Below are 21,172 nucleotides of genomic sequence, written 5' to 3'. Positions count from 1 at the left end.
ACCTCCTCCACCAAAATCACCTATAGATTTTGTTATTGATATGGCGAAAAAAGGAGCTACTTTTTATTATGAAGGAGAAAAAATATCTTCAGACAAAGCTATAAGTATATTAAAAGAAAATAAATCTATGAATATTTCATCTAAAAATTCAACTGGAAAAAACCCAAAAGTTTATCTAAGTAAAGAGCCTATTACTATAGATTAATAGTTACAACTTTTGAATTTATATGTTAATGCCTCGAAAATTCGAGGCATTTTTTTGTAACAAATAAGCATAAATTGCGTTCTAATAGTCTATCAATCAAAATCAATCGCATCATGTTAAAATCATTCTTTATCCTGTGTTCTGGATCAGATTCCGATATTTTAAAAAGCTGTTCCAATGGCGAACAAAACAAATATGCAGGCATTGGGGCCACTGTGTTCTTTACAGCTGTTATGGCAGGTATTGCTGCTAGCTATGCGCTTTACACTGTTTTTGATAGTGTTTACATGGCTATAGGCTTTGGACTTATCTGGGGCTTACTCATTTTTAATTTGGATCGCTTTATTGTTTCAACCATAAAAAAAAGAAATCGTTTTTTGGATGAATTTATCCAAGCTTTGCCCAGAATTATTTTGGCGATTATTATTGCCATCGTTATTTCGAAACCCTTGGAACTAAAAATATTCGAAAAAGAAATCAATCAAGTATTATTGGAACAAAAAAATGAATTGACGCTTGCCAACATAGAACAGATTGCGCAGCAATTCAAACCTAAAATTTCGGATTTAAACAATGAAATTGCAGGTTTGGAACTTCAAATTACAGAAAAAGAAAACAGGGTAAACAACCTATACAACACGTACATTTCTGAAGCTGAAGGTACAGCAGGCACCAAATTACTTGGCAAAGGTCCTGTTTATAAAGAAAAAAGGTATAAACATGATGCTGCTTTACTGGAATTGCAGCAACTTAAAAAAGAAAACAAAGAAAAAATTGCAACTCTGGAGAACCAAATTACCAATCTTGAAAACACCTATAACACTCAGGTTAAAAACACACAACCAGTTATAGATGGTTTTGATGGCTTAATGGCACGAATAAATGCATTGGGAAAACTACCTTGGCTACCTTCGTTTTTTATATTTTTACTGTTTCTGGCCATAGAAACATCACCAATAATAGCTAAACTTCTCTCTCCTAAAGGGGCTTACGATTTAAAACTGGAAGATGCCGAAAGTGCTTTAAAAACTTGGGTAAAACGCAATGCGGAAGAAAGAAACACCCTTTTAAAAACAGAAATAAACTTAAACAATAAAGTTTACAGCAATATAGCCGAAGAGGAAGAACTATACCAATATAAACGCAAAAAAGCCAGGGAATTGATGCAGTTGCAAGCTGACGCCTTTTTTAAAAAACAACAAAACATCCTGTAATAAATATCTTCAAAAAATCAGTTTCCCTATTGCAATTGAACTATTATGATTATTTTTACAAAAACCTAAAGTTGTTTCACTTTCATATTTATGAGCCATCATCCGTTTCAAAAAATTGCTTTATTGCCTACATTGTTAAAAAAAGGTAGAGCTAAATATGTTTGGAATGTTTTTTTAAACAGATTGTACTCTAAAGAAATTGCTTTTGGTTTTAAAAGGGATTTAAGTGTGCCTTTTAAAAAACCAAGAACCCTTAAACCCATCACCATTCGTACTTGTATTGATACCGACGAGGCTTATTTTATAGATAACCCAAACAATGGTTTAATCCATAAATTCAACACTTGTTATGTTGGTTTGACCAAAGAACAAATTCCTTGTGCAAGGGTTTGGTTAATTGATGCTTCTGAAAATAAAAAGTTAAAATCCATTTGGGGAAAACGGTTTCCTCAACTTAAAAAAGACGAGGTATTACTTGAAAACGTTTTTACAGTCCCAAAATATAGAGGTATGGGTATTATTCCTGCTTTTTTATATGATGTCGCTGAAACAAGTAAAGACCTAGGAGCCAAATATGCCATCACGTTTGGTGAGGTAAAAAACAAAAACACGTCAAGGTCTTATAATTATGCTGGTTTTAGTCCGTATATAGTAAGACGTGTCTCTTACTTTTTGTTTATAAAATCCATAACATTTGAAGAGGTTTCTAAGGAATATTTAGATTTTTATAATGAATCCATTAATAGAAAGACAACTTCAAAATAAACTGACTATTTTATTTTTTTTCCTGAAGCACTCATTTTAATCGCTTTTTCAAAACAGATTTTTTGAGGGATTTTATACATGGCCAATTTTTTGGAACAGATATGCAATATTTTTTCCTTGAGTTGTTCCTCATTAAATGTTCCCTTGGCTACAATGGTAGCCTGTATGGCCTCTCCAAACACATCGTCGTCGTAACCAGAAATGGTACAGTCCATCACTTCTTCCAATGAAAGGATGACAGCTTCAATTTCCTTGGGACTCACTCTTTTTCCTGCCACTTTTAAGATTTCTTTTTTTCTGGCTACCAAATAATAAAAGCCTTCATTGTCCATAATGGCTACGTCTCCTGTGTAAAGCCAACCATTTTTTATGGTTTTTTTGGTTTCTACCACATCTTTATAATAACCCAACATAATGTTTTTGCCTTTGGCCAATAATTCGCCCTCTTTGTTGGCACCTAATTTCTTACCTGTTTCATCTACAATTTTAAAACTCACTTTTGGAATGGGTTTCCCTATGGAACTGGTTTTTGCTTTAATGTGCTTGGGCTCCAAATAAGACAATCTGGCTGTAGCTTCGGTTTGTCCATACATGATATAGAAATCTATTTCTGGGAATGCATCAATAAATTCTTCAATAAAAATCGTGTGCAATTTCCCTCCTGCTTGAGTTACATACCTTAGATCTGGAAAGGCTGTTGCTTTAAAACTATTCGATTTTTTCAACAAAATTTGAAAATGACTTGGCACGCCAGCAAAACCTGTGCATTTATAATCTTTAATATCGCTTATAACAGCTCCTAAAAACATGAAACTATTATTTAAAACCATGGAGCCACCAACCCTTAAATGGGTGTGCAAAAGCGACAAACCGTAGCAATAATAGAAAGGCAACACCACACACATAATGTCTTTGGAGGTCAGTTTCAGGTACGAAATAATGGAGTTGGTATTGGCTATAATATTTTCATGGGTAATCATGACACCTTTGGGAAGTCCCGTAGAACCTGAAGTAAAAATAATTTCTGCCACTTGATTTTTGTTCACATCCACGTAATAATCATCCATCGCTTGATGATCTATTATTTGTTGTAAATCCAACTCTTCAACAACCTGAATTTCTGATGGCAGCATGTATTTGTCCCGAATGCTTTTGGCCATAAAAACCGTTTCACATTCGGTTTCCTTCAAGATATAATCAAGCTGTTCCTGCTCGATAGCGAAATTTAATGGCACGCATACATTTCCAGATTTTAAAATGGACAAATATGCTGTAATAAAAAACCCTGAATTTGGACTAATTATCAAAATGTTTTTATGAGCTCCAACATACCTGTTTAAAAATGTGGCCACTTTTAAGCTCTGGTTATACAGGTTTTTGAAAGAAATGGTTTCTTTGGAACCCAATAAAAAATCTTTTTCAAGATGTTGTGAAGACTCAAAAAAATAATCGAAAACATTCATGTTCATCGTTTTTTTAAAAAATTGGTTTCATTCTTAAATACTCGGTCGTTTTTCTTTTTCTTTCAAAACTTTTATAGATGTTTTCAATCTCCTTGGTGGTTTTTCCCATAACCTTTCCAACCTCTTCTGCTGGATACTTATGTTCCCATCCATACCATATCAAATCCATGGATTCAAAAGGCATTTGGTAAAAAAAGTCTTCTTGGGACTGTTCTGCAGTGTATGTATCTGTGGTTGGGGTCCTGTCTATAATTTCTTGAGGCACGCCTAAATGTTTTGCCAATTGATACACTTGGGTTTTGTATAAATGTCCAATAGGCATGACATCTGCACCACCATCGCCATATTTTACAAAAAAGCCTTGCTCTACCTCGTGTTTGTTTGGCGTTCCAATAACAGCATAATGCATGCGTTCTGCATGATAGTAAAGCATAGACATCCTGCTTCGCTGTTTAAAATTTGTTGAAGCTACAATTTGCAAATATTCCTTTGCTGGCAAAAGTTTGCTTACAACATCGCCATTTGGCTTAATGACAGTTATGGAGAAAATAGCTGGAATGTTTTCGGCAATATTTTGTTTGATCTCTATTTTAGCCTTATCCTCTTTTTTATCGAAATCTGGAATCACACGTAAAATTGCTTCATCCCTTCTTTCGTAACACCCAAAACCATCCAATGCTTTCGTTATGTCTTCCACCAAAGTGCTTACGCCATAAGTTGCTGCCAATTGTTCGGCAAGTTGTCTGCTATCATCACTGGAATCCTGTTCTGGAAGCATGATGCCCAAAACGTTTTTAGCACCAAAGGCCTTGGCAGACAAAGCCAAACAAACCGAAGAATCAATGCCTCCACTTATTCCTACAATGGCTCCACGACGTTGCAGGTTTTTGGTCACATCTGTTTTTAGTTTGGCAACAATACGGTTACAAACTTGCTCGATATCGTCTATGTGAATGATTTCTTTTGAAAATGGCTTGCGTTCTTCTGGTTTCATGGTGTTGCGGTTTTATTCTATGATTATTTTATCTAGTGTGATTAATTCGGATTCTGAAATATTTGGAATGGATTTTTTTATAAACAAATCGTATAAGATCTGAATGGATAGCACAGCTGTTATGGCCATGTTATCCATCTCTGAAACCCCTTTATTGGATATTATTTTTGAAAGTAAGGTTTTTACATGTTCTACATTGAAAACACCAAACTCTGTTAGGCGCTGTTCTGAAAGCATGGTTTTTAAGTATTCCGGTAATGTTTCTGAAGCAAAAAGGCTTCTAATTGGTGCTCTATAGGCCTGTTTGGACCTATTTAAAATGGCATCTGGCAATCGGTCTTTCATCATTTTTTTTAAGAGATACTTCTCGTTTAAACCATGAAGTTTTAAATCTGGATGTAAAGCCATGCAAAACTCAATGACACGATGATCCAGAAACGGATAACGACCTTCTATGGAATTGGCCATTCCCATCCTATCTCCTTGTGAGGATAACAAATAGCCAGACATGAACAAGTGGATTTCCAGCCATTGTGCTTTTGTAAGATAATCGTAACCCGAAAGTTTGGATTCCAATTTTTCTTCCACTTCTGCAATGGGATTGTAGTCTTTAATGGTTTCTTTAATAGTGTCTGAAAAGTAATTTTTTATTCTACTGGTATTATGCCATCTTAACAAATGAGAATAAATTGGTGAATCTGTTTCGGTTAATTTATAGCCAAAAAACATCTTTAACATGTTGCTGCTGGCTTTATTTATTTGTGGCAGATAAGGATAGAGCCTTTTTAACAACATTGGTCTTAGTTTGGACTGTGGGTCTTTTGCCCAAAAATGTTTTATTTTTGCCTCCTTAAAAATGTTGTAACCTCCTAAGAGTTCGTCGGCACCTTCACCAGTAATTACCACTTTTATATTATGGTCTCTCACGTTTTTGGACAGCAAGCCCATAGGTGTTGGTGCTGTACGTAAAAGTGGCGCTTCGGCAAACCAAACCACCTCCTTAAAGTAATTGGAAATATCTTGTTCGCTACAAGTCACACTGGAATGCTCTGTCTTAAAATAGGAAGCTGCTATATTTTGATAGGCAGATTCATCGAAATCCGTTTCTGTAAAACCAATGGAAAAGGTTTTAAGCCTATTTGGTGAAACCTGTTTGATAAACGATGTGGTTATACTGGAGTCTATACCTCCACTTAAATAAGCAGCAACTGGAACATCTGCTCGTAGCCTTAGTTTGATGGAGTCTAAAAAAATATTTTCGAAAGCAGTTGCAGCTTCTTCAACAGTTGTAAAATTATATGCGTTTGGTTTTACTATGGGCAGCTCCCAATACGTGTTACTTTTAATCCCTTTGTGATTGACAAGCATATAGGTTCCTGGAGGCACTTCAAAAACATCTTCAAAAACAGTATTTGGAGATAAGGCTGTCCAAAATGTAACATATTCAGAGAGTGCTTTGTTGGAAAATTTCAATGAAACCTCAGGATATTCCATAAAGGCTTTTATTTCGGAAGCAAAGACAAAAGCACTCTTGGTTTGGGTGTAAAATAAAGGCCTGATCCCTACACGATCCCTTGCCAAAAACAATTCTTCTTTATGCTTGTCCCAAATGGCAATGGCAAATTGTCCGTTTAGCTTCTTCAGGCATTCTGGACCATATTCTTCGTATAGATGCAAGATCACTTCGGTATCGCTTCGGGTTTTAAAGCTGTGGTTTTTCTGGATTAAATCTTCCCTAAGTTCCATGTGGTTATAGATTTCGCCATTAAAAACAATCCACAACGAATTGTCTTGATTGGAAATAGGCATGGTGCCTGAACTCAAATCAATAATACTCAACCTCACACTACCCAAGCCCACGTAATCTGAAACATAAACACCACTTTGGTCTGGACCACGATGTTTAATTCTTGTAAGCATGTGTTTTAAGGTAGAAACAGATTGCTTTTTATTTATATCTCCATAAAATCCAGCGATACCACACATATTAAATTAGTTGTTGCTTGCTGAAAGGGTTAAACTTTTACAGAAAGTTTATTGGATACAAAAGAGACAATATTATTAATGGATTCGAAGTTTTTTGGGTTTAACTCATCATCACTTACTTCTACCTGAAAGGCTTCTCCCAAAAACTCAATAAGAAACAACAATCCCATAGAATCCAGCAAACCGTTTTCAAAAATCAGGGCATCATCATCAACATCTTTCACATCAGACAAAGAGGCTTCCAGGATGTACTTTTTAATTTCGGCTTTTACTTCGTTTGTATTTTTCATTTTTTTATAATAACATTTAATACTTAAATCAATTCCAATAGCCATTGAAATTTTATCTATACTATTAATATGTTTAGGGAGAAAATTAAATAGTTAGAGATAATAGCAAGTTAATGAGACTAATATATTCTATTTTTAGTAAACTATAAAACAGCTTTTTAAACTATTCGTTTAAGTTATAAAAAATCAGATTAAAGTTACAAAAAACCAAAACAATGCTACTTTGTGGATTGCTTAGTTTTTGTTAGTATCTTTAAAATCATTTAAAAACATGTTATATGAAAAAAGTCCTTGTTTTAACGCTTTTTATGTTTTCTGTTTTTGGTATGATGGCACAATCTTCCAAAAACTCTGAAAAAGAAGCTATTTTAAACGTTATGAAATTACAGGAAAAAGCCTGGAACAAACATGACCTGGAAGGTTACATGGAAGGTTATTGGAAAAATGATTCGCTTAAATTTTATGGCAGAAGTGGTTTAACCAAGGGATGGCAAAACACGTTGAACAATTATAAAAAAGGTTATCCCACACAAGCTGAAAGTGGCATTTTAAATTTTGTGATCAAGGATATATCAAGAATTGAAAGCCATACCTATTGGGTTATGGGAGAATATCATTTAACCAGGGATGCTGGTGATGCCAAAGGTGTTTTTATGGTTATTTTCAAAAAAATTGAAGGTGAATGGAAAATAATAGCAGACATGTCTTGTTGATTAAGCTGCGTCGTTGGATTTAAAATGATCGTATAAATCTTTGCAACCAAATCCGATAATGGATAACTGTTTGTTTAAGGCCAAAGACTCGTTATGCAGTTTGGCCAAGGCATTTACACCATCCCTATCAATACTTTGAAGTCCTTCAATACTAATGGTTACAGATTGGAGTTTTTTAAATACATCTTGAAATTCTTGCTGAAATACTCCAACAGACTGTTTGTTTAAAACGCCTGTAACTTTAAAGAAATTATTGTAGTGAGTAATGGTAAGGTTCATAATAACATAAATTAAGTTAATCAATCTGTTTATGCTATTAATCAGGTTCGATACTGTAAATATATAGTGAATAGCTATTTACATATAAAAAATTCGATAAAAACCCTAAGAATTAGATAAATGAAACATTGGTGTTTTTTTATCCGATTAACGACCTAATTTCTTACATTAATCTCTTAATTACTTGTATTTAAGAATTTTACATCTTAAGTTTTCTTGACAAATTTAGTAATTATCACAATATTTTGACCATCAACCTTCCCTTCAATATACTCGGCATTTTCATGATCTAAACGAATGTTTCTTACAGCAGTTCCTTGTTTGGCAACCATACTGGATCCTTTTACTTTAAGGTCTTTTATCAATACAACAGAATCTCCTGCTTCCAAAACAACTCCATTGGAATCCCTATGGATTATTTTATTGGCTTCATCTTCATGTTCGCCAGTTGCTCTTGCCAAAGCCAATGCGTCATCATCCAGATACATCATGTCCAATAAATCTTTTGGCCAACCTTCATGACGTAGTCTTTGCAACATTCTCCAAGACAGTATCTGTACAGCCACATGTTCGTTCCACATGCTGTCATTTAAACATCTCCAATGGTTTACATCCATCTCCACATGACCTTCTATTTGGCCCAGACAGGTCTTACATACCAAGATACTGTTATCTACATTTTCGTTTAATGAAGGAGGCAGGATATATTGGGTTAAACCTTCGGTAGAAGCACATAATTCGCAAGTGTTCTTGCTTCGTTCTTGTAGTGTTTGCAATACAGACATAATGACATTTTATTTGTTTTTGCAAACATACTGTTTTTATTGAAGAGATTCCCTCATTTTTTTGGGCATGCCTTTTACAACCATATCATACGAATGATCTATTAGTGCACAAATAAATTTGGGAGATAATTCCCCTTCTTGGATATAAAGGGTGTTCCAATGTTTTTTACTCATATGGTAACCAGCACGAATACTGCTGTATTCTGCTCGAAGTTCTTGGGCATATTCAGGATCGCATTTTAAATTAATGGCTTTTTCGCCAGCTTCCCATTTTTTCAATCCTACCAATGCAAACATTTTCCCCAAGACTTTAAAGACCAAAGTATCTATATCAAACGGAAAGTCTTCGGTAACACCTTTTTTTGAAATACAATATTTGCGAAGTTCTTCAATGTTCATAAAAAAAACACATTCAAGATTAACATTTTGAATGTGTTTAAAATTACACAATAAATTAAAGATTTTTAAACCATTCGGCATATTTATTTCCCAAAATCGGCACTACTTTTTCGGTTCCATTTATGGCATTTAACAGTCCCATAATCCACATGTAAACCAAAACAAAGATTCCAATTATATTAATAAGCCATCCTATTATAGGGATAATGCCTATAATTCCCAATGCAAATCCGGTTAAAGCCAAGCCCAAAGATTGTTTGATATGAAAAGCTGCAAATGGGTTTTTCTTGTCGTTATTCATCACAAAAGCAATAATTAGTCCTATAACAGTTATGTAAGCAATAATTGCTATGTTTTTTCCTTCGGTTACAGTTGTAGTGTTTTTAATAGATTCCATAGTTTCGTATTTGATGTTAATGAATATTTTCTCTTTTATGGAAGAAAACCCTCATTGGTTAACAACATAACAAGGAATTTTTCTGTAAACTGAATGAAAAAGAACTTCAGAACAACTTATGAAATCAAACCAAAAACCACCAAGCATAGTCCAATTGGGCAAAAGCTAAAATACCCATTATAAACATGAAGGGTTCCTCTATCTTTAAAGAGGTTTTATGATCAATCTAAAATATTATATAAAACAGGTTTGCTGGGAGTTGCATCATTTTCAAATGGAGCGATTTGTAAATTTAAAAAGTAAGTGCCATCTAAAACGGTATTTGGCACAAAAATAAATTCGGTAATCGTGGCATCCATTCTGGTTCTTCCTGCTGTATTCCAAAAGGCGTTATGTGCCAATAATTCGCCATTGTCCTGCTCTTTATCTACACTTGGCAAATCTATCAACAAGTGTTTCACACCTTTATCACGCAAATATATGGCAGCTTCGGACAGTAAATAAGGTGGATTGGTATGCGAATAGTGCTGGCTCAATTTCTCGATGGTATTGGGAATGGTCCTTATTACAACTGCATCGCGTTTTTTGTTCCCCAAGGCAAACTGAAGTTGTTTTTTTGAAATAACAAAATCTTTCCCTTTCTTTTCGGGAGCAACAGTAATGACTTCTGCCAAGAAGAAAAATTGCTTTAATTGCTGATTGATGGAGTGCACCTTTTTGGTAATGTGCCCAACACATTCTGTATGTGTACCATGAGCATGAGGATTGAACCAAATATTATTAAAATTCACATCGGCTCCATCTGCCACACTTGCAACCCATTCACCATCTTTAACTGGCTCTATTCTGGGTTGGTCAAGATACCAAGCATTTACGTTGTTTGTTGAAGCCCTTAATGGTATGGAAATATCTAAAGGTTTAGATAAATCAATTTGAAGTTTCTTTGAATTGTACTGTATGGTTGCAATCACTTTTATACTAATTTATATGATAAATAACTTATGAATTCTCTGTAAAGGGCTGTAATTCCTACAAAAGCAAGAAGTATTACCAAGGCTTTAAAAAACACCATTGCCTGTTTGCTTTTATATACATGCTTAAGAGCAAAAAATAAATATATAAAATTAACCAATACAATAAAAACCTGAACGGCTCTATTGCCTAAGCTTACAACTGATATGGCCAAAAGACAACTTATGAAAAAAAACGACAGGTAATGCATGGCAAAAATTAAATGCATCCCAAAGAGAAAGTGGTTTTTATAAAACAATATCCAAAACACCAATGCCAATACTGGTACAATTATAATTACTATAGATTTTGACAAGTTGGCTGAAAGTCCATCATACGCCTGAATTAATTCTGCTTGTGTACTTTCTGTCTGTAACAATTTTGTTTCAATATTTAAATCTCTCCCACTATTAAAATAATACTTTGCAGGAATCCTTAATATATCTGCTTGGGTAAGCAATAAAAAAAACAAGACGTTGGAAATTAAAAATACTTGAATGGGTTTCATAAAAGGTTTTCTTATTCCATCAAGATAATTGGTAGTTAACTTACCAGGTTTAAATAATAAATAGATGAAGGTTTGATATACTTTGGAATCGATATTAAATAGGCCATCAACCAACTGGTGAAATAATGTTTTTAAAGAAAAATCTGTTTTCTCTACCACTTTTTCACCACAGTTATGACAAAATTTGCCAATTAATGGTTGGTTGCAATTTTTACAAGACGCACTATTCATTTTTAATCCAACTTAAATAAATCTGAAGCAATCCCATCACTTAAAAACTTTCCTTTTTCAGTGACTGTTAATTTGCCTCCATCAAGATACAATAATTGTTGGTTTATATGCTTTTTGGATTGCTCTAAAAGATAGGTTTTAAACACAGTACCAAAATCCGTTTCAACTTTATCCAAAGAAACTCCCCAAATGGTGCGTAACCCTGTCATTACGTATTCGTTATATTGCTCTTGGACTGTTAAGGTTTCCATGGTGTGTGGCAGTTTATTTTCTTGGATACCCTTAATGTATTTGGTATTATTGGCCACATTCCAACTTCTTGTATTTCCATGGAATGAATGTGCCGAAGGCCCAATGCCCAAATAAGGTGTTCCTTGCCAATAACTGGTATTGTGTTTTGAGAAAAACCCTGGTTTTCCAAAATTGGAAATCTCATAATGGACAAAACCTTGTTTTTGGGTCTCTGCTATTAAATGCTTAAAGTGAAGTTGCGCCAAAGCATCATCCATGGGTGGATATTGTCCCTTTTTTATAAAAGTATCCAACGCTGTTTTTGGCTCTACCGTTAAGGCATAACTGGAAATATGGTTCACCCCAAAACCAAATGCCATTTCAAGGTTTTTGTTCCATTTTTCCAAACTCATGTTTGGAATGCCATAAATTAAATCGATGGTAATATTATTGAAATGACGAGTGGCCTCAGACAGACATTCTTTTGCTTCCAAGGATGAATGCGCACGATTCATGGCTATTAAATCGTCTTCAAAAAACGATTGAATCCCTATGGAAAGTCTGTTTATCCCTATATTTTTATAGTCTTCAAAAATAGTTCCCGACTGGTCACGAACAGACAACAGATCGTCTGGATTGGCCTCCAAGGTAATTTCCGGATTTTCTATTACTTGATAATTTTTATAGACCTTGGCTATTAAAAACCGTAGTTCTTCTATAGTCAATAAGGATGGTGTTCCTCCTCCAAAATAGATGGTTTCAATGGTATGGTTTTTTAGTTCGTCTTGTCGCAACTCAAGCTCCTTTCCCAAAGCTTGAACCAATTCGTCTTTTTTCTTTAAAGAGGTGGAAAAATGAAAATCGCAATAGTAGCAGGCTTGTTTACAAAAAGGTATGTGAATGTAAATTCCTGCAGTACTTTGCCTCTCCTCTGTTGGGTTTGAGATATTGCTTAAATGGTTATAATCCAAATCCTTTTTCATATTATTCCAACACAGATCAAACTGCTTACTATCATTAAATCCTGGCTACTTTTTTACACGTTCTTCGTTCTGTTTCACAAAACTTGCCCAACCAGAATAACTTTTGCCTATTTCTATTCTACCATCATTATAGAAATGACAAACAGCAGCACCCAAACCATCCATGGAGTCCAGATTTTTTGGAAGGGTTTTAATCCCCAACAGGCTTTGAAGCATTTTGGCCACTTGCTCCTTACTGGCATTTCCATTTCCGGTAATGGCCATTTTTATTTTTTTTGGCGAATATTCGGTAATGGGAATTTCCCTGCTCAAACCTGCTGCCATGGCCACTCCTTGAGCTCTACCTAACTTAAGCATACTTTGAACGTTTTTTCCAAAAAATGGTGCTTCAATGGCTATTTCATCTGGATGATGGGTTTCTATAAGCTCAATGGTTCGCTCAAAAATAAGTTTCAACTTTAAATAATGATCGTCGTATTTTTTTAAATCGAGTTCATTTAACTGCATAAACTGCATGGTTTTTCCAACCACTTTTATAAGACCAAATCCCATAATGGTTGTTCCTGGATCAATTCCTAAGATGATTTTTTCTTTGCTCATTAATCGCAATAATAACAACCACTTAAAGAGTAAGACACTCCAATGGTTGCAGTTAGTAAATTTCCGTTAAATGACCCATAGCCTTCTGTAACAGGGTCAAAATCGCCACTAAGTCCATATATATAAGAAGTATCCAAATAAATGGTTAACACATCTGTAATGCTGTAATGAAATTCAATGCCTGCCATGACATTTACAAACGAGGTTTTGTTTGCACCATATGTTCCCAAAGGTTTTATTATGCTAAAACCTGGTCCTGTATGAGCCACAATCCCCATGCCAATAGGTAAGAATCCCAAAACTGGTGTAGGATCGTAAACAAACTGGGCATTGATCCTGGAGTAATTTACCTTAAAGTATGGAGAATCTGCCTCATGAGCAATCCTATTGTAACCAAAATCCAATTTTGCCCCAAACTGTCTTTTGAACATGTGCTGAATCCCTAAATTAATAGTTGGAAAGTTTATAGGCTTGGCTACAAATCCTGTAACAAAACCATTATCACTTGGACTGTTAACACCTATGGCAAGCTGGGCTTTCCATTTGCTGGTTTCGGCTTGACCAAATCCAGAAAAAGCAATAAACAAAAAAATAATAAAAACCGAAGTTTGTTTGATGTTTATAAAATGTGTGTTCATAAAAGGATATTGTTTAATTTGCGGCTTAAAAAGTAGGTATTCCAAAAAAATGCTCAGAACCTTACCATACAAAACTAAACAATTCTTTTTTGTGCTTCTTAAAATAAGCTTGGTAGTTGGTGCTTTTTATTTTATTTATTACAAATTGACATCAAATAACCAATTGGATTTTCAGGTTTTTAATGGTTTTTTACAGGAAAATAAGGTTTTTAGCCTTAAAAACATCGGTTTATTGATGATTTTAAGTGTTTTTAACTGGTTTTTGGAAATTTTAAAATGGAAACAACTTGTCTCCATATTTAAGAAAATTTCTTTTAAAAAAGCAGTGCAACAAAGTTTAGGTTCTTTAACAGCATCTTTATTCACTCCAAACCGAATAGGGGAATATGGCGCCAAAGCTATTTTTTTTACCTCAGAATTTAGAAAAAAAATAGTCCTGCTCAATTTTCTTGGAAACATGATACAAATGCTTGTTACAACAGTTTTTGGAATTATTGGCTTATATTATTTTATTTCAAAATATCCTGTGGATATCGACTATCATAAAACAGTTAGGTTTTTAGGGATTATTTTAATCATCACTAGCATGGCTTTCTTAGGATGGAAGAAAAAAGAAGTCACTATAAAAGGAATTTCCATTGAAAAGATTATAAACTTCTTTAAAAACATATCTTTAAGACATTATCTCACTTGTTTGATTCTTTCCACAGGCAGATATCTTGTTTTTTCATTTCAGTTTTATTTGTTGTTGCATTTTTTTGGTGTGGAAGTGTCTTATAAAAATGCCATGATTGTTATTAGCTCCATGTATTTATTGGCTTCTGTTATACCATCCATTTTTATTTTTGATGTGGTTATAAAAGGCAGTGTAGCGGTCTATTTGTTTTCCATTGTTGGCGTAAACGAACTCACCACCTTAAGTGTTGTTACCTGTATGTGGTTGTTAAATTTTGTGTTTCCAAGTATAGTTGGCAGTGTGTTTGTGTTAAAATTTAAACTTCCTAAACCTGTGGAACCATGATTGTTTTTATTATTTTCATCACATGTTGTTACCTGTTTTTAATAGGATGTTTTATCTATGGGTTTGATAAGGTTCCCTACTTTTATTACTATGAAGAATCCCTAAAAAACAAATTTTCGGCAGTGATCCCTTTTAGGAACGAAGCCGAACATTTACCAGCATTGTTGAATACCATATTAAACTTAAAGTATCCTGTTTCACACTTTGAGCTCATTTTTGTAAATGATAACTCTGAAGATGCTTCAGTTGAAATTATTGAAAAATATTTATACAACACATCCATTGATTACAAAATCCTTCAGAATAAACAATGTTCAAAATCCCCAAAAAAAGAAGCCATTAAAATGGCCATTGAAAAAGCTCAATATGAATGGATCTTAACTACAGATGCCGATTGTTTGCTCCCTAAATTCTGGTTGGAATGTTATAATGGCTTTATCACAAAAACCTCTTGCCATATGGTTTGTGGCCCTGTTGCCTATACACACATCCATAAGTTTTTGGATCGTTTTCAAGCTTTCGATTTTTTAAGTTTGATTGGAGCGACCATTGGTGGTTTTGGATTAAAGAAACCCTTTTTAAGCAATGGTGCCAATATGGCTTACCGAAAAACATTTTTTTTTCACCTAAATGGTTTTGAAGGAAACGCAAACATAGCCAGTGGCGATGATGTGTTTTTATTGCAAAAAGCCATAGAAAAACAACCCAATGCTGTGGTGTTTTTAAAAGCCAAGGAAGCCATTGTGTTAACCAAACCACAACCCAATTTTGCGAGTTTAAAATCGCAACGGGTTCGTTGGGCTTCCAAAACCACAAACTATAAAAACACCTTTGGGAAATTAACGGGTTTGCTGGTTTTACTTATGAACGCTACTTTATTAGCCACATTGGTTTTCACTGGTATTGGTTCCATGGATGCCTACACGTTGGTATTGGCTTTTGGCTTAAAACTAACTATCGATTTTGTACTGCTTTTTAAAACAGCCTCTTTCTTTAAACAGAAACAGCTTTTTGGATCCTATCTCATTTGCGCTTTTTTGTATCCATTTTTTAGTGTATACATAGCAACCTTATCCCTTTTTTCAAACTATAAATGGAAAGACAGAGCCTATGAAAAATAGTGGATGAATCATTTATTTTTGTTAGATTTACAAGAATTGAAATCCTAAATCTAATGAAAAAGCTCATCTTAATTTTATGTTTATCTTTTAGCTTTGTTTCTTTAAAAGCACAAGAAACTTATACTGTTAATGGTGAAACCTTGGAACTTAAAACAGAAGTAGAAGGGAACCTGGATTTACTCTGGAACATTATTGATGGTCAATACAGGTATTTTGTTAGAACAGAAGATGGTTCCATAAAAGAATTGGTAAACACTAAAAATCCGGACACCAAAAAATATCAAAAAGAATACAGACACACTTTAAATGCCCTAACACAAGATTATGGCCTCTCGGCAGGGAAAGTAAACCTAACACTTGCCAGTTTAAAAGATTATATTAACATGTACAATTCTACCAGTGATTTGAGTTACAATTACGAACCAAGAAACAAGATCCAAGCCAGGTTGGGCGTTTTTGGAGGCCTTACCAATCAACCGTTTGTAAACAATCCCAACAATACATCTGTACCATTTTTTGGGGCAGAATTTGAAGTTTATAGCAACACACGATTAACACGTCATGCAGGATATGTAAATTTGAGAACTGCTTTGGAAGCAGATGATTTTGAATATTCGGCTACCCAATTGGGTTTAGGCTATAGATTTCGAGCCATCAATAAAGAAACTTTTAGTGTGTATGGAAATGTCACGCTTGTAACCTATACATTTCATAATGAAACCCTAAGCTACGAAGACCCTTTAAATCCTGGTACATATATTTCAGAAGAAAACTCAGATTCTGAGTTGGAAGTCCCTTTTATTTTTGGTTTGGGAAGTGATATAAAAGTCACTAAAAATGGATACGTCACTTTAGCTTATAACAATCTGTTTGCCTTATTTATTGATAATCAAGGAAATTTCCCGATAGATTTTGCTGTTGGCTTTAAATTGAACCTATAATACATGCGCTTAGACAAAACCTCCAATCCAGCTTTTAACGATTATTTTTGGGAAAATGATCCAACTGCTTCCAAAAAAATGAGCGTAACAGGCATCCTTTTAAAATCCTTGTTTTCATTACTCATTGTTGCGGCCATTGTTGTATATGTATGGAATTTATATATTTCTGGTACAGACATAAAATGGTTTGTAACAGGAGGCATGATTGCTGCCATTGTACTAAGCATTGTTATTTCAGTAAAAAACCAATGGGCTAAGTTTTTAGTGCCACTTTACGCCATTGCCAAAGGGTTTTTTCTTGGTGGCATTACCAGTTATGCGCATGCTAAATTTCCCAATTTACCTTTTCAAGCCATAGGAGTGACCATTATGACGTTTTTTGTGATGCTGCTGTTATACCAAACCCGAATTATTGTGGTCACGAAAAAATTGAGAAGCGTTATCATTACAGCTTGTGCCAGCATTTTTATAATATATCTTATGTCCTGGATCCTTAGCTTTTTTGGGATTGAAACCTTTATTTGGGGAACGTCCTGGCTTGCCATACTTTTTAATGTCTTGGCAGCTATTTTTGCCTCTTTGGCATTGCTTTTGGATTTTGATTATATAGAAAAACACAAAAACAAGGCTCCAAAAGAAAAAGAATGGTTGGCCACTTGGGGACTTTTGGTGACACTTATTTGGTTGTATGTTGAAATATTGAGGCTCATGAAAAAACTGGCCATTAGGTTTTAAACCTTAATCCACTTGAATGATTACAGGCAAAGTAAACGCTGTTTTTACTTGCTGTCCACGTTTAATGGCTGGATAAATCTCTGGCAAAGAGTCCAAACTGTTTTTGAGAAGCTCTTTGATGTTTGGGATTTCGTGAAGCGTTACCGAGTCTATTTTGGCTTCCATTAAGGATAGAATTCCAGTTTCAGAAATTTGAAATTTCATAAAAATGGTATCGTTAATATCTTGCGAAACCACAATGGTATCCCTTTGAATTTTATTGGTAATAATAGCTATTAAAGTGTTTTGGAAACAATGTTTTTTTTCTTCTTTGGAAACATCATCGTTGCAGGATGCAAAAGAAGGATATTCATCCACGTCGCTCCAATTAAATGTCTTTAATTCTTCGTTTAAAATAGCATCAGAGGTTGTCTTCTTGACATCAAAATAATTGCAAGAAACAAGCAATAAAAAACCAAAAGAAAGGTACAAATGTTTCATCTATCTAAATTTTATCAGATAGCTGTTGCTTAGCTATGTTATTACTTTGATTGGTAATCTCCATTTTTTTGCCCATTTGGGCTTTCATACAGATCTGAAACCGAAAAGTACAATTTTTTTAGATTTTAATCTGTATTCATAAACTTTTCTTGTTTCAATTGAGATAATTGGGCTGCTGCTACAGTCTTGAGAACACTGTCTGGAAATTCTTTTATAAACTTTTGGTACAGATTTATTTTTGTGTCGAAATCTTCATAATACGCGTTTTTTGATTGAAGCAAGTAAAATGCTGCAGTGTCGTTTTTAGGATTTTCTTGTCGTGCTTTATTTAAAACCTGTATGGCCTCTGCATATTTTTTTTGGTAATTTAAAACTCTTCCCAACTGTGTGTATTGAGCATCCAAAGGAGCATCTTCAATTTCCAATGCTTTGGTATAATAACTTTCTGCTTTGTCAAATTCCTTGCTTTTTTCGTAAAGGCGACCTTGTATAAATAAATTCTTAGTATTATTTGGTTCAAATTTCAAGGCTATCAATCCTTCCTCTATAGCTTTAGAAAGTTGATATGTTTTGTCATAACACAAACTTAGTTGTTCATGAATAAATTTTGATGACTCCCCTAAGGCCACTAATTTTTCAAACCATAGAATGGCTTGATGATAATCTTGTGTCCAAAAATAATTTTGAGCTTTTAAACTTATCAATTCCACATTAAATTGGTTTGTTTGCAAACCTATGTCCACTAATTTTTCTACTTTATCAAACTGCCTTTTTTGCAACTTATATTTTGCCACTTTATAAATGGCTTTTTGGTGTAAACTATCTAATGAAAATGCTGTTATATACTCTTCAATTGCTGTGGAATCATTCTGTTTTTCTAAAATCAATCCAAACTCAAAATGATAATTTGGGTTTAAGGAATCTAAAGTGATTAATTTATTAAATTGTGAAGCAACCGATTGAATATTGTTTGTTCTTGATAACAGTTTAGCATATTCGTACTTAAGCAACGTGTTGTTTGGATGTGCTTTAATGCTCTCTTGATAATTTAAAAGCGCTTGGTTGTAGTTCCCAATAGCAATAGATGCTTTGGCTATTTTTTCATAAACTTCCGAAGGCTTGTTGTAAACTTCATATTGTGCTATGGCTTTAGAGTAATAACCGTTTGCGTACAAACTATCTGCAAGCATTAAAACCGAAGTTTGCGCTTCGGTTTTAATAAAGGTTATTATGAAAAAAAGCACTATATATCTACTCATTAATTTCAAACTTAATAGGTAAATAATAAGGTACATTAACAGCTTTCCCTTCGTGCATTCCAGGAATCATATTTGGCAATAAATTGATTACGCGTTCTGCCTCTGCTTCCAATTCTGGATGTGGAGCTCTTGCTTTTGCTTCTAAAATTTTTCCTTGAAAACCGATTATAAAGAAAACAGAAATTTTGACAGTACCATTTAAGCCTATGGTTTTAGCTAAATCTGAATTAAAATTTTCAACAATAAAAGTACTAATCTCTTTGTTGAAACAGGCTTTTTTACCTGCTTCATTTGCTTGAGATTCACAACCTGGAAATACTGGAACTTCATCTAAATTTTCAAATGGAATTCCTTCTCTATCATTAAAACCAAATGGCTTAATCTGCTTTGTTGAAACATCCTGACCTTCAACATTAGCTTTAATAGCATCTAAAAAATAAGTTGTTAGCTCTTCCTTTTCAGAGTTGTTTAATTTCCCTTCTTTATCTAATGATTCGATTATCATTTTTAATTGTTCTTCCTGAGAAAGTTGATTTTCAACCATACTATCTTGGCTTGTATCACTACAGGAGGAATAAACAAGCATCCCAAATACCATAGGAATCAATAGGGCATACTTTACCAGTTGAACTTGTTTTGATTTTGATTTTTGTAACATAACGATTCGTTTTTTGATTAATGATTGTTTAAAAAATGGATTGATGAATGATACCTGTTTGGCATTGAAAACTTGCGACAACAGGTTTTGATAATATTGTGCTTTATTGTGTTTAACGGCTTCGGCATCTGCTAGAAATTCATGTACGACCGAAATCCTGTTTTGATACATATAGATGAATGGATTGAACCAAAAAAAGATACGTAGGATTTCGAAAAACAACATATCCAGACTGTGCTTTTGTTTAACATGGACCCATTCGTGTTTTAAAATGGTTTCCCGTTCTTCCTTTACCAATTGCTTTCCTATAAAAATGTAATTGAAAAAAGAAAAAGCATCCCGACTGTTTTCCAAGTTCACGATCTGCAAATTAGATTCATGATGTTTTGGGTTGCCATAAATTAATCGAATAATATTAGTCAGTTTATAGGCAAAAATGGAAAAAGCGATGGCAGAACCCAGATAAAACAGATACATCCAAGACCATGAAAAACTAGATGCCTGGTTGATACCTTCAATAAAAACTTCGTCTAAAACAATTGGGTTTTGCTTGCCAATTACAACTTCTGGAAGTGTGATGATATATTGCTGTGGCACGATATCCTTAAACCTGTCTATTTTAATAACAGGTAACATAAAAGACAATGCTGCAGTTATTAAAAGATAGGCTCTGTTCCAGTTAAAAAAAGTTTCTTTTTTTAAAAACACATCGTAAACCACTAAAAAGAAAAGCTGAAATGCGATGACTTGAATAACATAGTGTGCCATGATCAATCTTTTTTATTAATATCTTTTAAAACCGATTCCAGTTCTTTTAAGCTAATGTCATTTTTCTTCACAAAAAATGAGACCATGCTTTTAAAAGAGCCTTGAAAATAATTGTCTACCAAGGAATTTAAACTTTGATTGCTATAATCCTGTTTTTTTATAAGTGGAAAATACACATGTCCTTTGCCTTGCTTTTCATAATCCACAAAACCTTTGCTTTCCAAGATTCTTACTATGGTTGAAACTGTGTTGTAGGCTGGTTTTGGTTCTGGTAATTGCTCAATAATTTGTTTCACGTTGGCTTTTTCAAGTTGCCATAACACATGCATGATTTCTTCTTCGGCTTTGGTAAGTTGTTTCATAATATATTTTGTTTAAAACAATAATTTTATAATTGAGACTCTTCGGCAAGCTCAGAGTGACAAATAACTATGTCTTTAGGCGACTTAATTTAATGTGATTCTGAAATAAGTTCAGAATGGCGAAAACATGTAACT

At 34.0% G+C, this 21,172-nt stretch carries 24 protein-coding genes and 1 pseudogene; 8 read left to right on the top strand and 17 right to left on the bottom strand.

Annotated elements, in window-relative coordinates:
• From AACY93_RS07295 to AACY93_RS07285, 3 genes and pseudogenes are all read left to right on the top strand, one after another.
• Positions 1 to 205 (top strand): annotated as a pseudogene (locus tag AACY93_RS07295) (peptidase M56); the annotation flags it as partial.
• Between the two features lie 113 nt (positions 206 to 318).
• Entirely contained in the window at positions 319 to 1,419 is a 1,101-nt protein-coding gene (locus tag AACY93_RS07290) for a DUF4407 domain-containing protein (RefSeq protein ID WP_287006512.1), read from the top strand.
• 90 nt (positions 1,420 to 1,509) lie between these two features.
• On the top strand, positions 1,510 to 2,184 hold the full coding sequence (locus tag AACY93_RS07285; protein WP_007648962.1) for a hypothetical protein: 675 nt from the start codon (positions 1,510 to 1,512) through the stop codon (positions 2,182 to 2,184).
• Between the two features lie 5 nt (positions 2,185 to 2,189).
• Here AACY93_RS07285 and AACY93_RS07280 read toward each other — a convergent pair whose 3' ends face one another.
• Genes AACY93_RS07280 through AACY93_RS07265 form a run of 4 tightly spaced genes read right to left on the bottom strand, consistent with a single transcriptional unit; the run spans position 2,190 to position 6,917 of the window.
• Entirely contained in the window at positions 2,190 to 3,653 is a 1,464-nt protein-coding gene (locus AACY93_RS07280) for an AMP-binding protein (RefSeq protein ID WP_287006514.1), read from the bottom strand.
• 7 nt (positions 3,654 to 3,660) lie between these two features.
• Positions 3,661 to 4,641, bottom strand: a complete 981-nt coding sequence (gene nadE, locus AACY93_RS07275) for an NAD(+) synthase (RefSeq protein WP_287006516.1) — start codon at positions 4,639 to 4,641, stop codon at positions 3,661 to 3,663.
• Positions 4,642 to 4,653: 12 nt separating this feature from the next.
• Positions 4,654 to 6,627, bottom strand: a complete 1,974-nt coding sequence (asnB, locus tag AACY93_RS07270) for an asparagine synthase (glutamine-hydrolyzing) (protein WP_287006518.1) — start codon at positions 6,625 to 6,627, stop codon at positions 4,654 to 4,656.
• Between the two features lie 29 nt (positions 6,628 to 6,656).
• On the bottom strand, positions 6,657 to 6,917 hold the full coding sequence (locus AACY93_RS07265; protein WP_040491732.1) for an acyl carrier protein: 261 nt from the start codon (positions 6,915 to 6,917) through the stop codon (positions 6,657 to 6,659).
• 278 nt (positions 6,918 to 7,195) lie between these two features.
• On the opposite strand from AACY93_RS07265, the gene AACY93_RS07260 reads away from it, so the two are divergent.
• Positions 7,196 to 7,630, top strand: a complete 435-nt coding sequence (locus tag AACY93_RS07260; RefSeq protein WP_007648970.1) for a nuclear transport factor 2 family protein — start codon at positions 7,196 to 7,198, stop codon at positions 7,628 to 7,630.
• On the opposite strand, the gene AACY93_RS07255 is transcribed toward AACY93_RS07260, so the two are convergent.
• The 9 genes from AACY93_RS07255 to AACY93_RS07215 form a co-directional block, all read right to left on the bottom strand.
• Positions 7,631 to 7,909 carry a hypothetical protein gene (locus tag AACY93_RS07255; protein WP_287006520.1) on the bottom strand — a complete coding sequence of 93 codons (279 nt, stop codon included), beginning with the start codon at positions 7,907 to 7,909 and terminating at the stop codon, positions 7,631 to 7,633. It lies immediately after the preceding gene.
• A 206-nt stretch (positions 7,910 to 8,115) separates the two neighbouring features.
• Positions 8,116 to 8,694 carry an alkylphosphonate utilization protein gene (locus AACY93_RS07250; protein ID WP_007648978.1) on the bottom strand — a complete coding sequence of 193 codons (579 nt, stop codon included), beginning with the start codon at positions 8,692 to 8,694 and terminating at the stop codon, positions 8,116 to 8,118.
• A gap of 36 nt (positions 8,695 to 8,730) precedes the next feature.
• Entirely contained in the window at positions 8,731 to 9,093 is a 363-nt protein-coding gene (locus tag AACY93_RS07245; protein ID WP_286853832.1) for an MmcQ/YjbR family DNA-binding protein, read from the bottom strand.
• Positions 9,094 to 9,148: 55 nt separating this feature from the next.
• Positions 9,149 to 9,490 (bottom strand): hypothetical protein, encoded by a 342-nt coding sequence (locus tag AACY93_RS07240; protein ID WP_286853834.1) that lies wholly within the window; start codon positions 9,488 to 9,490, stop codon positions 9,149 to 9,151.
• A gap of 221 nt (positions 9,491 to 9,711) precedes the next feature.
• Complete coding sequence (locus tag AACY93_RS07235) at positions 9,712 to 10,461, bottom strand: cyclase family protein (protein ID WP_286853838.1); 750 nt, start codon at positions 10,459 to 10,461, stop codon at positions 9,712 to 9,714.
• A gap of 2 nt (positions 10,462 to 10,463) precedes the next feature.
• Positions 10,464 to 11,240, bottom strand: a complete 777-nt coding sequence (locus AACY93_RS07230) for a DUF3667 domain-containing protein (protein WP_007648987.1) — start codon at positions 11,238 to 11,240, stop codon at positions 10,464 to 10,466.
• Positions 11,241 to 11,242: 2 nt separating this feature from the next.
• Positions 11,243 to 12,454: a radical SAM family heme chaperone HemW gene (gene hemW / locus AACY93_RS07225; RefSeq protein WP_286853843.1), complete on the bottom strand. Its 1,212-nt coding sequence runs from the start codon at positions 12,452 to 12,454 to the stop codon at positions 11,243 to 11,245.
• A gap of 45 nt (positions 12,455 to 12,499) precedes the next feature.
• A complete protein-coding gene (ruvC, locus tag AACY93_RS07220) occupies positions 12,500 to 13,054 on the bottom strand; it encodes a crossover junction endodeoxyribonuclease RuvC (RefSeq protein WP_007648991.1) in 555 nt (184 codons plus the stop codon).
• Complete coding sequence (locus AACY93_RS07215; RefSeq protein ID WP_286853846.1) at positions 13,054 to 13,692, bottom strand: cell envelope biogenesis protein OmpA; 639 nt, start codon at positions 13,690 to 13,692, stop codon at positions 13,054 to 13,056. Before AACY93_RS07215 ends, ruvC begins: the two co-directional genes overlap by 1 nt.
• A 91-nt stretch (positions 13,693 to 13,783) precedes the next feature.
• Here AACY93_RS07215 and AACY93_RS07210 point away from each other — a divergent pair, with 91 nt between their 5' ends.
• The 4 genes from AACY93_RS07210 to AACY93_RS07195 are packed head-to-tail and all read left to right on the top strand — an operon-like array spanning position 13,784 to position 17,510.
• Positions 13,784 to 14,713, top strand: a complete 930-nt coding sequence (locus AACY93_RS07210; protein ID WP_339611570.1) for a lysylphosphatidylglycerol synthase domain-containing protein — start codon at positions 13,784 to 13,786, stop codon at positions 14,711 to 14,713.
• The gene (locus AACY93_RS07205) at positions 14,710 to 15,834 is read left to right on the top strand and encodes a glycosyltransferase (protein ID WP_286853849.1); all 1,125 of its coding nucleotides are present in this window, start codon (positions 14,710 to 14,712) and stop codon (positions 15,832 to 15,834) included. Before AACY93_RS07210 ends, AACY93_RS07205 begins: the two co-directional genes overlap by 4 nt.
• Before the next feature lie 53 nt (positions 15,835 to 15,887).
• A complete protein-coding gene (locus AACY93_RS07200; protein ID WP_286853851.1) occupies positions 15,888 to 16,775 on the top strand; it encodes a hypothetical protein in 888 nt (295 codons plus the stop codon).
• Between the two features lie 3 nt (positions 16,776 to 16,778).
• Positions 16,779 to 17,510, top strand: a complete 732-nt coding sequence (locus tag AACY93_RS07195) for a Bax inhibitor-1/YccA family protein (protein WP_286853852.1) — start codon at positions 16,779 to 16,781, stop codon at positions 17,508 to 17,510.
• 3 nt (positions 17,511 to 17,513) lie between these two features.
• Here AACY93_RS07195 and AACY93_RS07190 read toward each other — a convergent pair whose 3' ends face one another.
• From AACY93_RS07190 to AACY93_RS07175, 4 genes are all read right to left on the bottom strand, one after another.
• A complete protein-coding gene (locus AACY93_RS07190) occupies positions 17,514 to 17,990 on the bottom strand; it encodes a hypothetical protein (RefSeq protein WP_286853854.1) in 477 nt (158 codons plus the stop codon).
• A gap of 125 nt (positions 17,991 to 18,115) precedes the next feature.
• Positions 18,116 to 19,249: a tetratricopeptide repeat protein gene (locus tag AACY93_RS07185; RefSeq protein ID WP_286853856.1), complete on the bottom strand. Its 1,134-nt coding sequence runs from the start codon at positions 19,247 to 19,249 to the stop codon at positions 18,116 to 18,118.
• Positions 19,242 to 20,675: a M56 family metallopeptidase gene (locus tag AACY93_RS07180; RefSeq protein ID WP_286853858.1), complete on the bottom strand. Its 1,434-nt coding sequence runs from the start codon at positions 20,673 to 20,675 to the stop codon at positions 19,242 to 19,244. Before AACY93_RS07180 ends, AACY93_RS07185 begins: the two co-directional genes overlap by 8 nt.
• A 2-nt stretch (positions 20,676 to 20,677) precedes the next feature.
• Complete coding sequence (locus AACY93_RS07175; RefSeq protein WP_286853861.1) at positions 20,678 to 21,037, bottom strand: BlaI/MecI/CopY family transcriptional regulator; 360 nt, start codon at positions 21,035 to 21,037, stop codon at positions 20,678 to 20,680.
• Positions 21,038 to 21,172 lie beyond the last annotated feature (135 nt).

It is taken from the genome of uncultured Xanthomarina sp. (assembly GCF_963971605.1).
GTDB classification, from domain to species: Bacteria; Bacteroidota; Bacteroidia; order Flavobacteriales; family Flavobacteriaceae; genus Xanthomarina; species Xanthomarina gelatinilytica.
Note: the sequence above shows the minus strand (reverse complement) of the source record. Positions and strands in the feature narration are given on the sequence as shown.

What these genes read in the sequence shown, in the direction of transcription:
- AACY93_RS07215 (WP_286853846.1), bottom strand. Translation starts at nt 13,692, where the DNA reads ATGAACACACATTTTATAAACATCAAACAAACTTCGGTTTTTATTATT.
- AACY93_RS07195 (WP_286853852.1), top strand. Translation starts at nt 16,779, where the DNA reads ATGCGCTTAGACAAAACCTCCAATCCAGCTTTTAACGATTATTTTTGG.
- AACY93_RS07260 (WP_007648970.1), top strand. Translation starts at nt 7,196, where the DNA reads ATGAAAAAAGTCCTTGTTTTAACGCTTTTTATGTTTTCTGTTTTTGGT.
- AACY93_RS07250 (WP_007648978.1), bottom strand. Translation starts at nt 8,694, where the DNA reads ATGTCTGTATTGCAAACACTACAAGAACGAAGCAAGAACACTTGCGAA.
- AACY93_RS07285 (WP_007648962.1), top strand. Translation starts at nt 1,510, where the DNA reads ATGAGCCATCATCCGTTTCAAAAAATTGCTTTATTGCCTACATTGTTA.
- AACY93_RS07190 (WP_286853854.1), bottom strand. Translation starts at nt 17,990, where the DNA reads ATGAAACATTTGTACCTTTCTTTTGGTTTTTTATTGCTTGTTTCTTGC.
- AACY93_RS07200 (WP_286853851.1), top strand. Translation starts at nt 15,888, where the DNA reads ATGAAAAAGCTCATCTTAATTTTATGTTTATCTTTTAGCTTTGTTTCT.
- hemW (WP_286853843.1), bottom strand. Translation starts at nt 12,454, where the DNA reads ATGAAAAAGGATTTGGATTATAACCATTTAAGCAATATCTCAAACCCA.
- AACY93_RS07245 (WP_286853832.1), bottom strand. Translation starts at nt 9,093, where the DNA reads ATGAACATTGAAGAACTTCGCAAATATTGTATTTCAAAAAAAGGTGTT.
- AACY93_RS07255 (WP_287006520.1), bottom strand. Translation starts at nt 7,909, where the DNA reads ATGAACCTTACCATTACTCACTACAATAATTTCTTTAAAGTTACAGGC.
- AACY93_RS07185 (WP_286853856.1), bottom strand. Translation starts at nt 19,249, where the DNA reads ATGAGTAGATATATAGTGCTTTTTTTCATAATAACCTTTATTAAAACC.
- AACY93_RS07290 (WP_287006512.1), top strand. Translation starts at nt 319, where the DNA reads ATGTTAAAATCATTCTTTATCCTGTGTTCTGGATCAGATTCCGATATT.
- AACY93_RS07265 (WP_040491732.1), bottom strand. Translation starts at nt 6,917, where the DNA reads ATGAAAAATACAAACGAAGTAAAAGCCGAAATTAAAAAGTACATCCTG.
- AACY93_RS07205 (WP_286853849.1), top strand. Translation starts at nt 14,710, where the DNA reads ATGATTGTTTTTATTATTTTCATCACATGTTGTTACCTGTTTTTAATA.
- asnB (WP_287006518.1), bottom strand. Translation starts at nt 6,627, where the DNA reads ATGTGTGGTATCGCTGGATTTTATGGAGATATAAATAAAAAGCAATCT.
- AACY93_RS07175 (WP_286853861.1), bottom strand. Translation starts at nt 21,037, where the DNA reads ATGAAACAACTTACCAAAGCCGAAGAAGAAATCATGCATGTGTTATGG.
- nadE (WP_287006516.1), bottom strand. Translation starts at nt 4,641, where the DNA reads ATGAAACCAGAAGAACGCAAGCCATTTTCAAAAGAAATCATTCACATA.
- AACY93_RS07240 (WP_286853834.1), bottom strand. Translation starts at nt 9,490, where the DNA reads ATGGAATCTATTAAAAACACTACAACTGTAACCGAAGGAAAAAACATA.
- ruvC (WP_007648991.1), bottom strand. Translation starts at nt 13,054, where the DNA reads ATGAGCAAAGAAAAAATCATCTTAGGAATTGATCCAGGAACAACCATT.
- AACY93_RS07280 (WP_287006514.1), bottom strand. Translation starts at nt 3,653, where the DNA reads ATGAACATGAATGTTTTCGATTATTTTTTTGAGTCTTCACAACATCTT.
- AACY93_RS07180 (WP_286853858.1), bottom strand. Translation starts at nt 20,675, where the DNA reads ATGGCACACTATGTTATTCAAGTCATCGCATTTCAGCTTTTCTTTTTA.
- AACY93_RS07230 (WP_007648987.1), bottom strand. Translation starts at nt 11,240, where the DNA reads ATGAATAGTGCGTCTTGTAAAAATTGCAACCAACCATTAATTGGCAAA.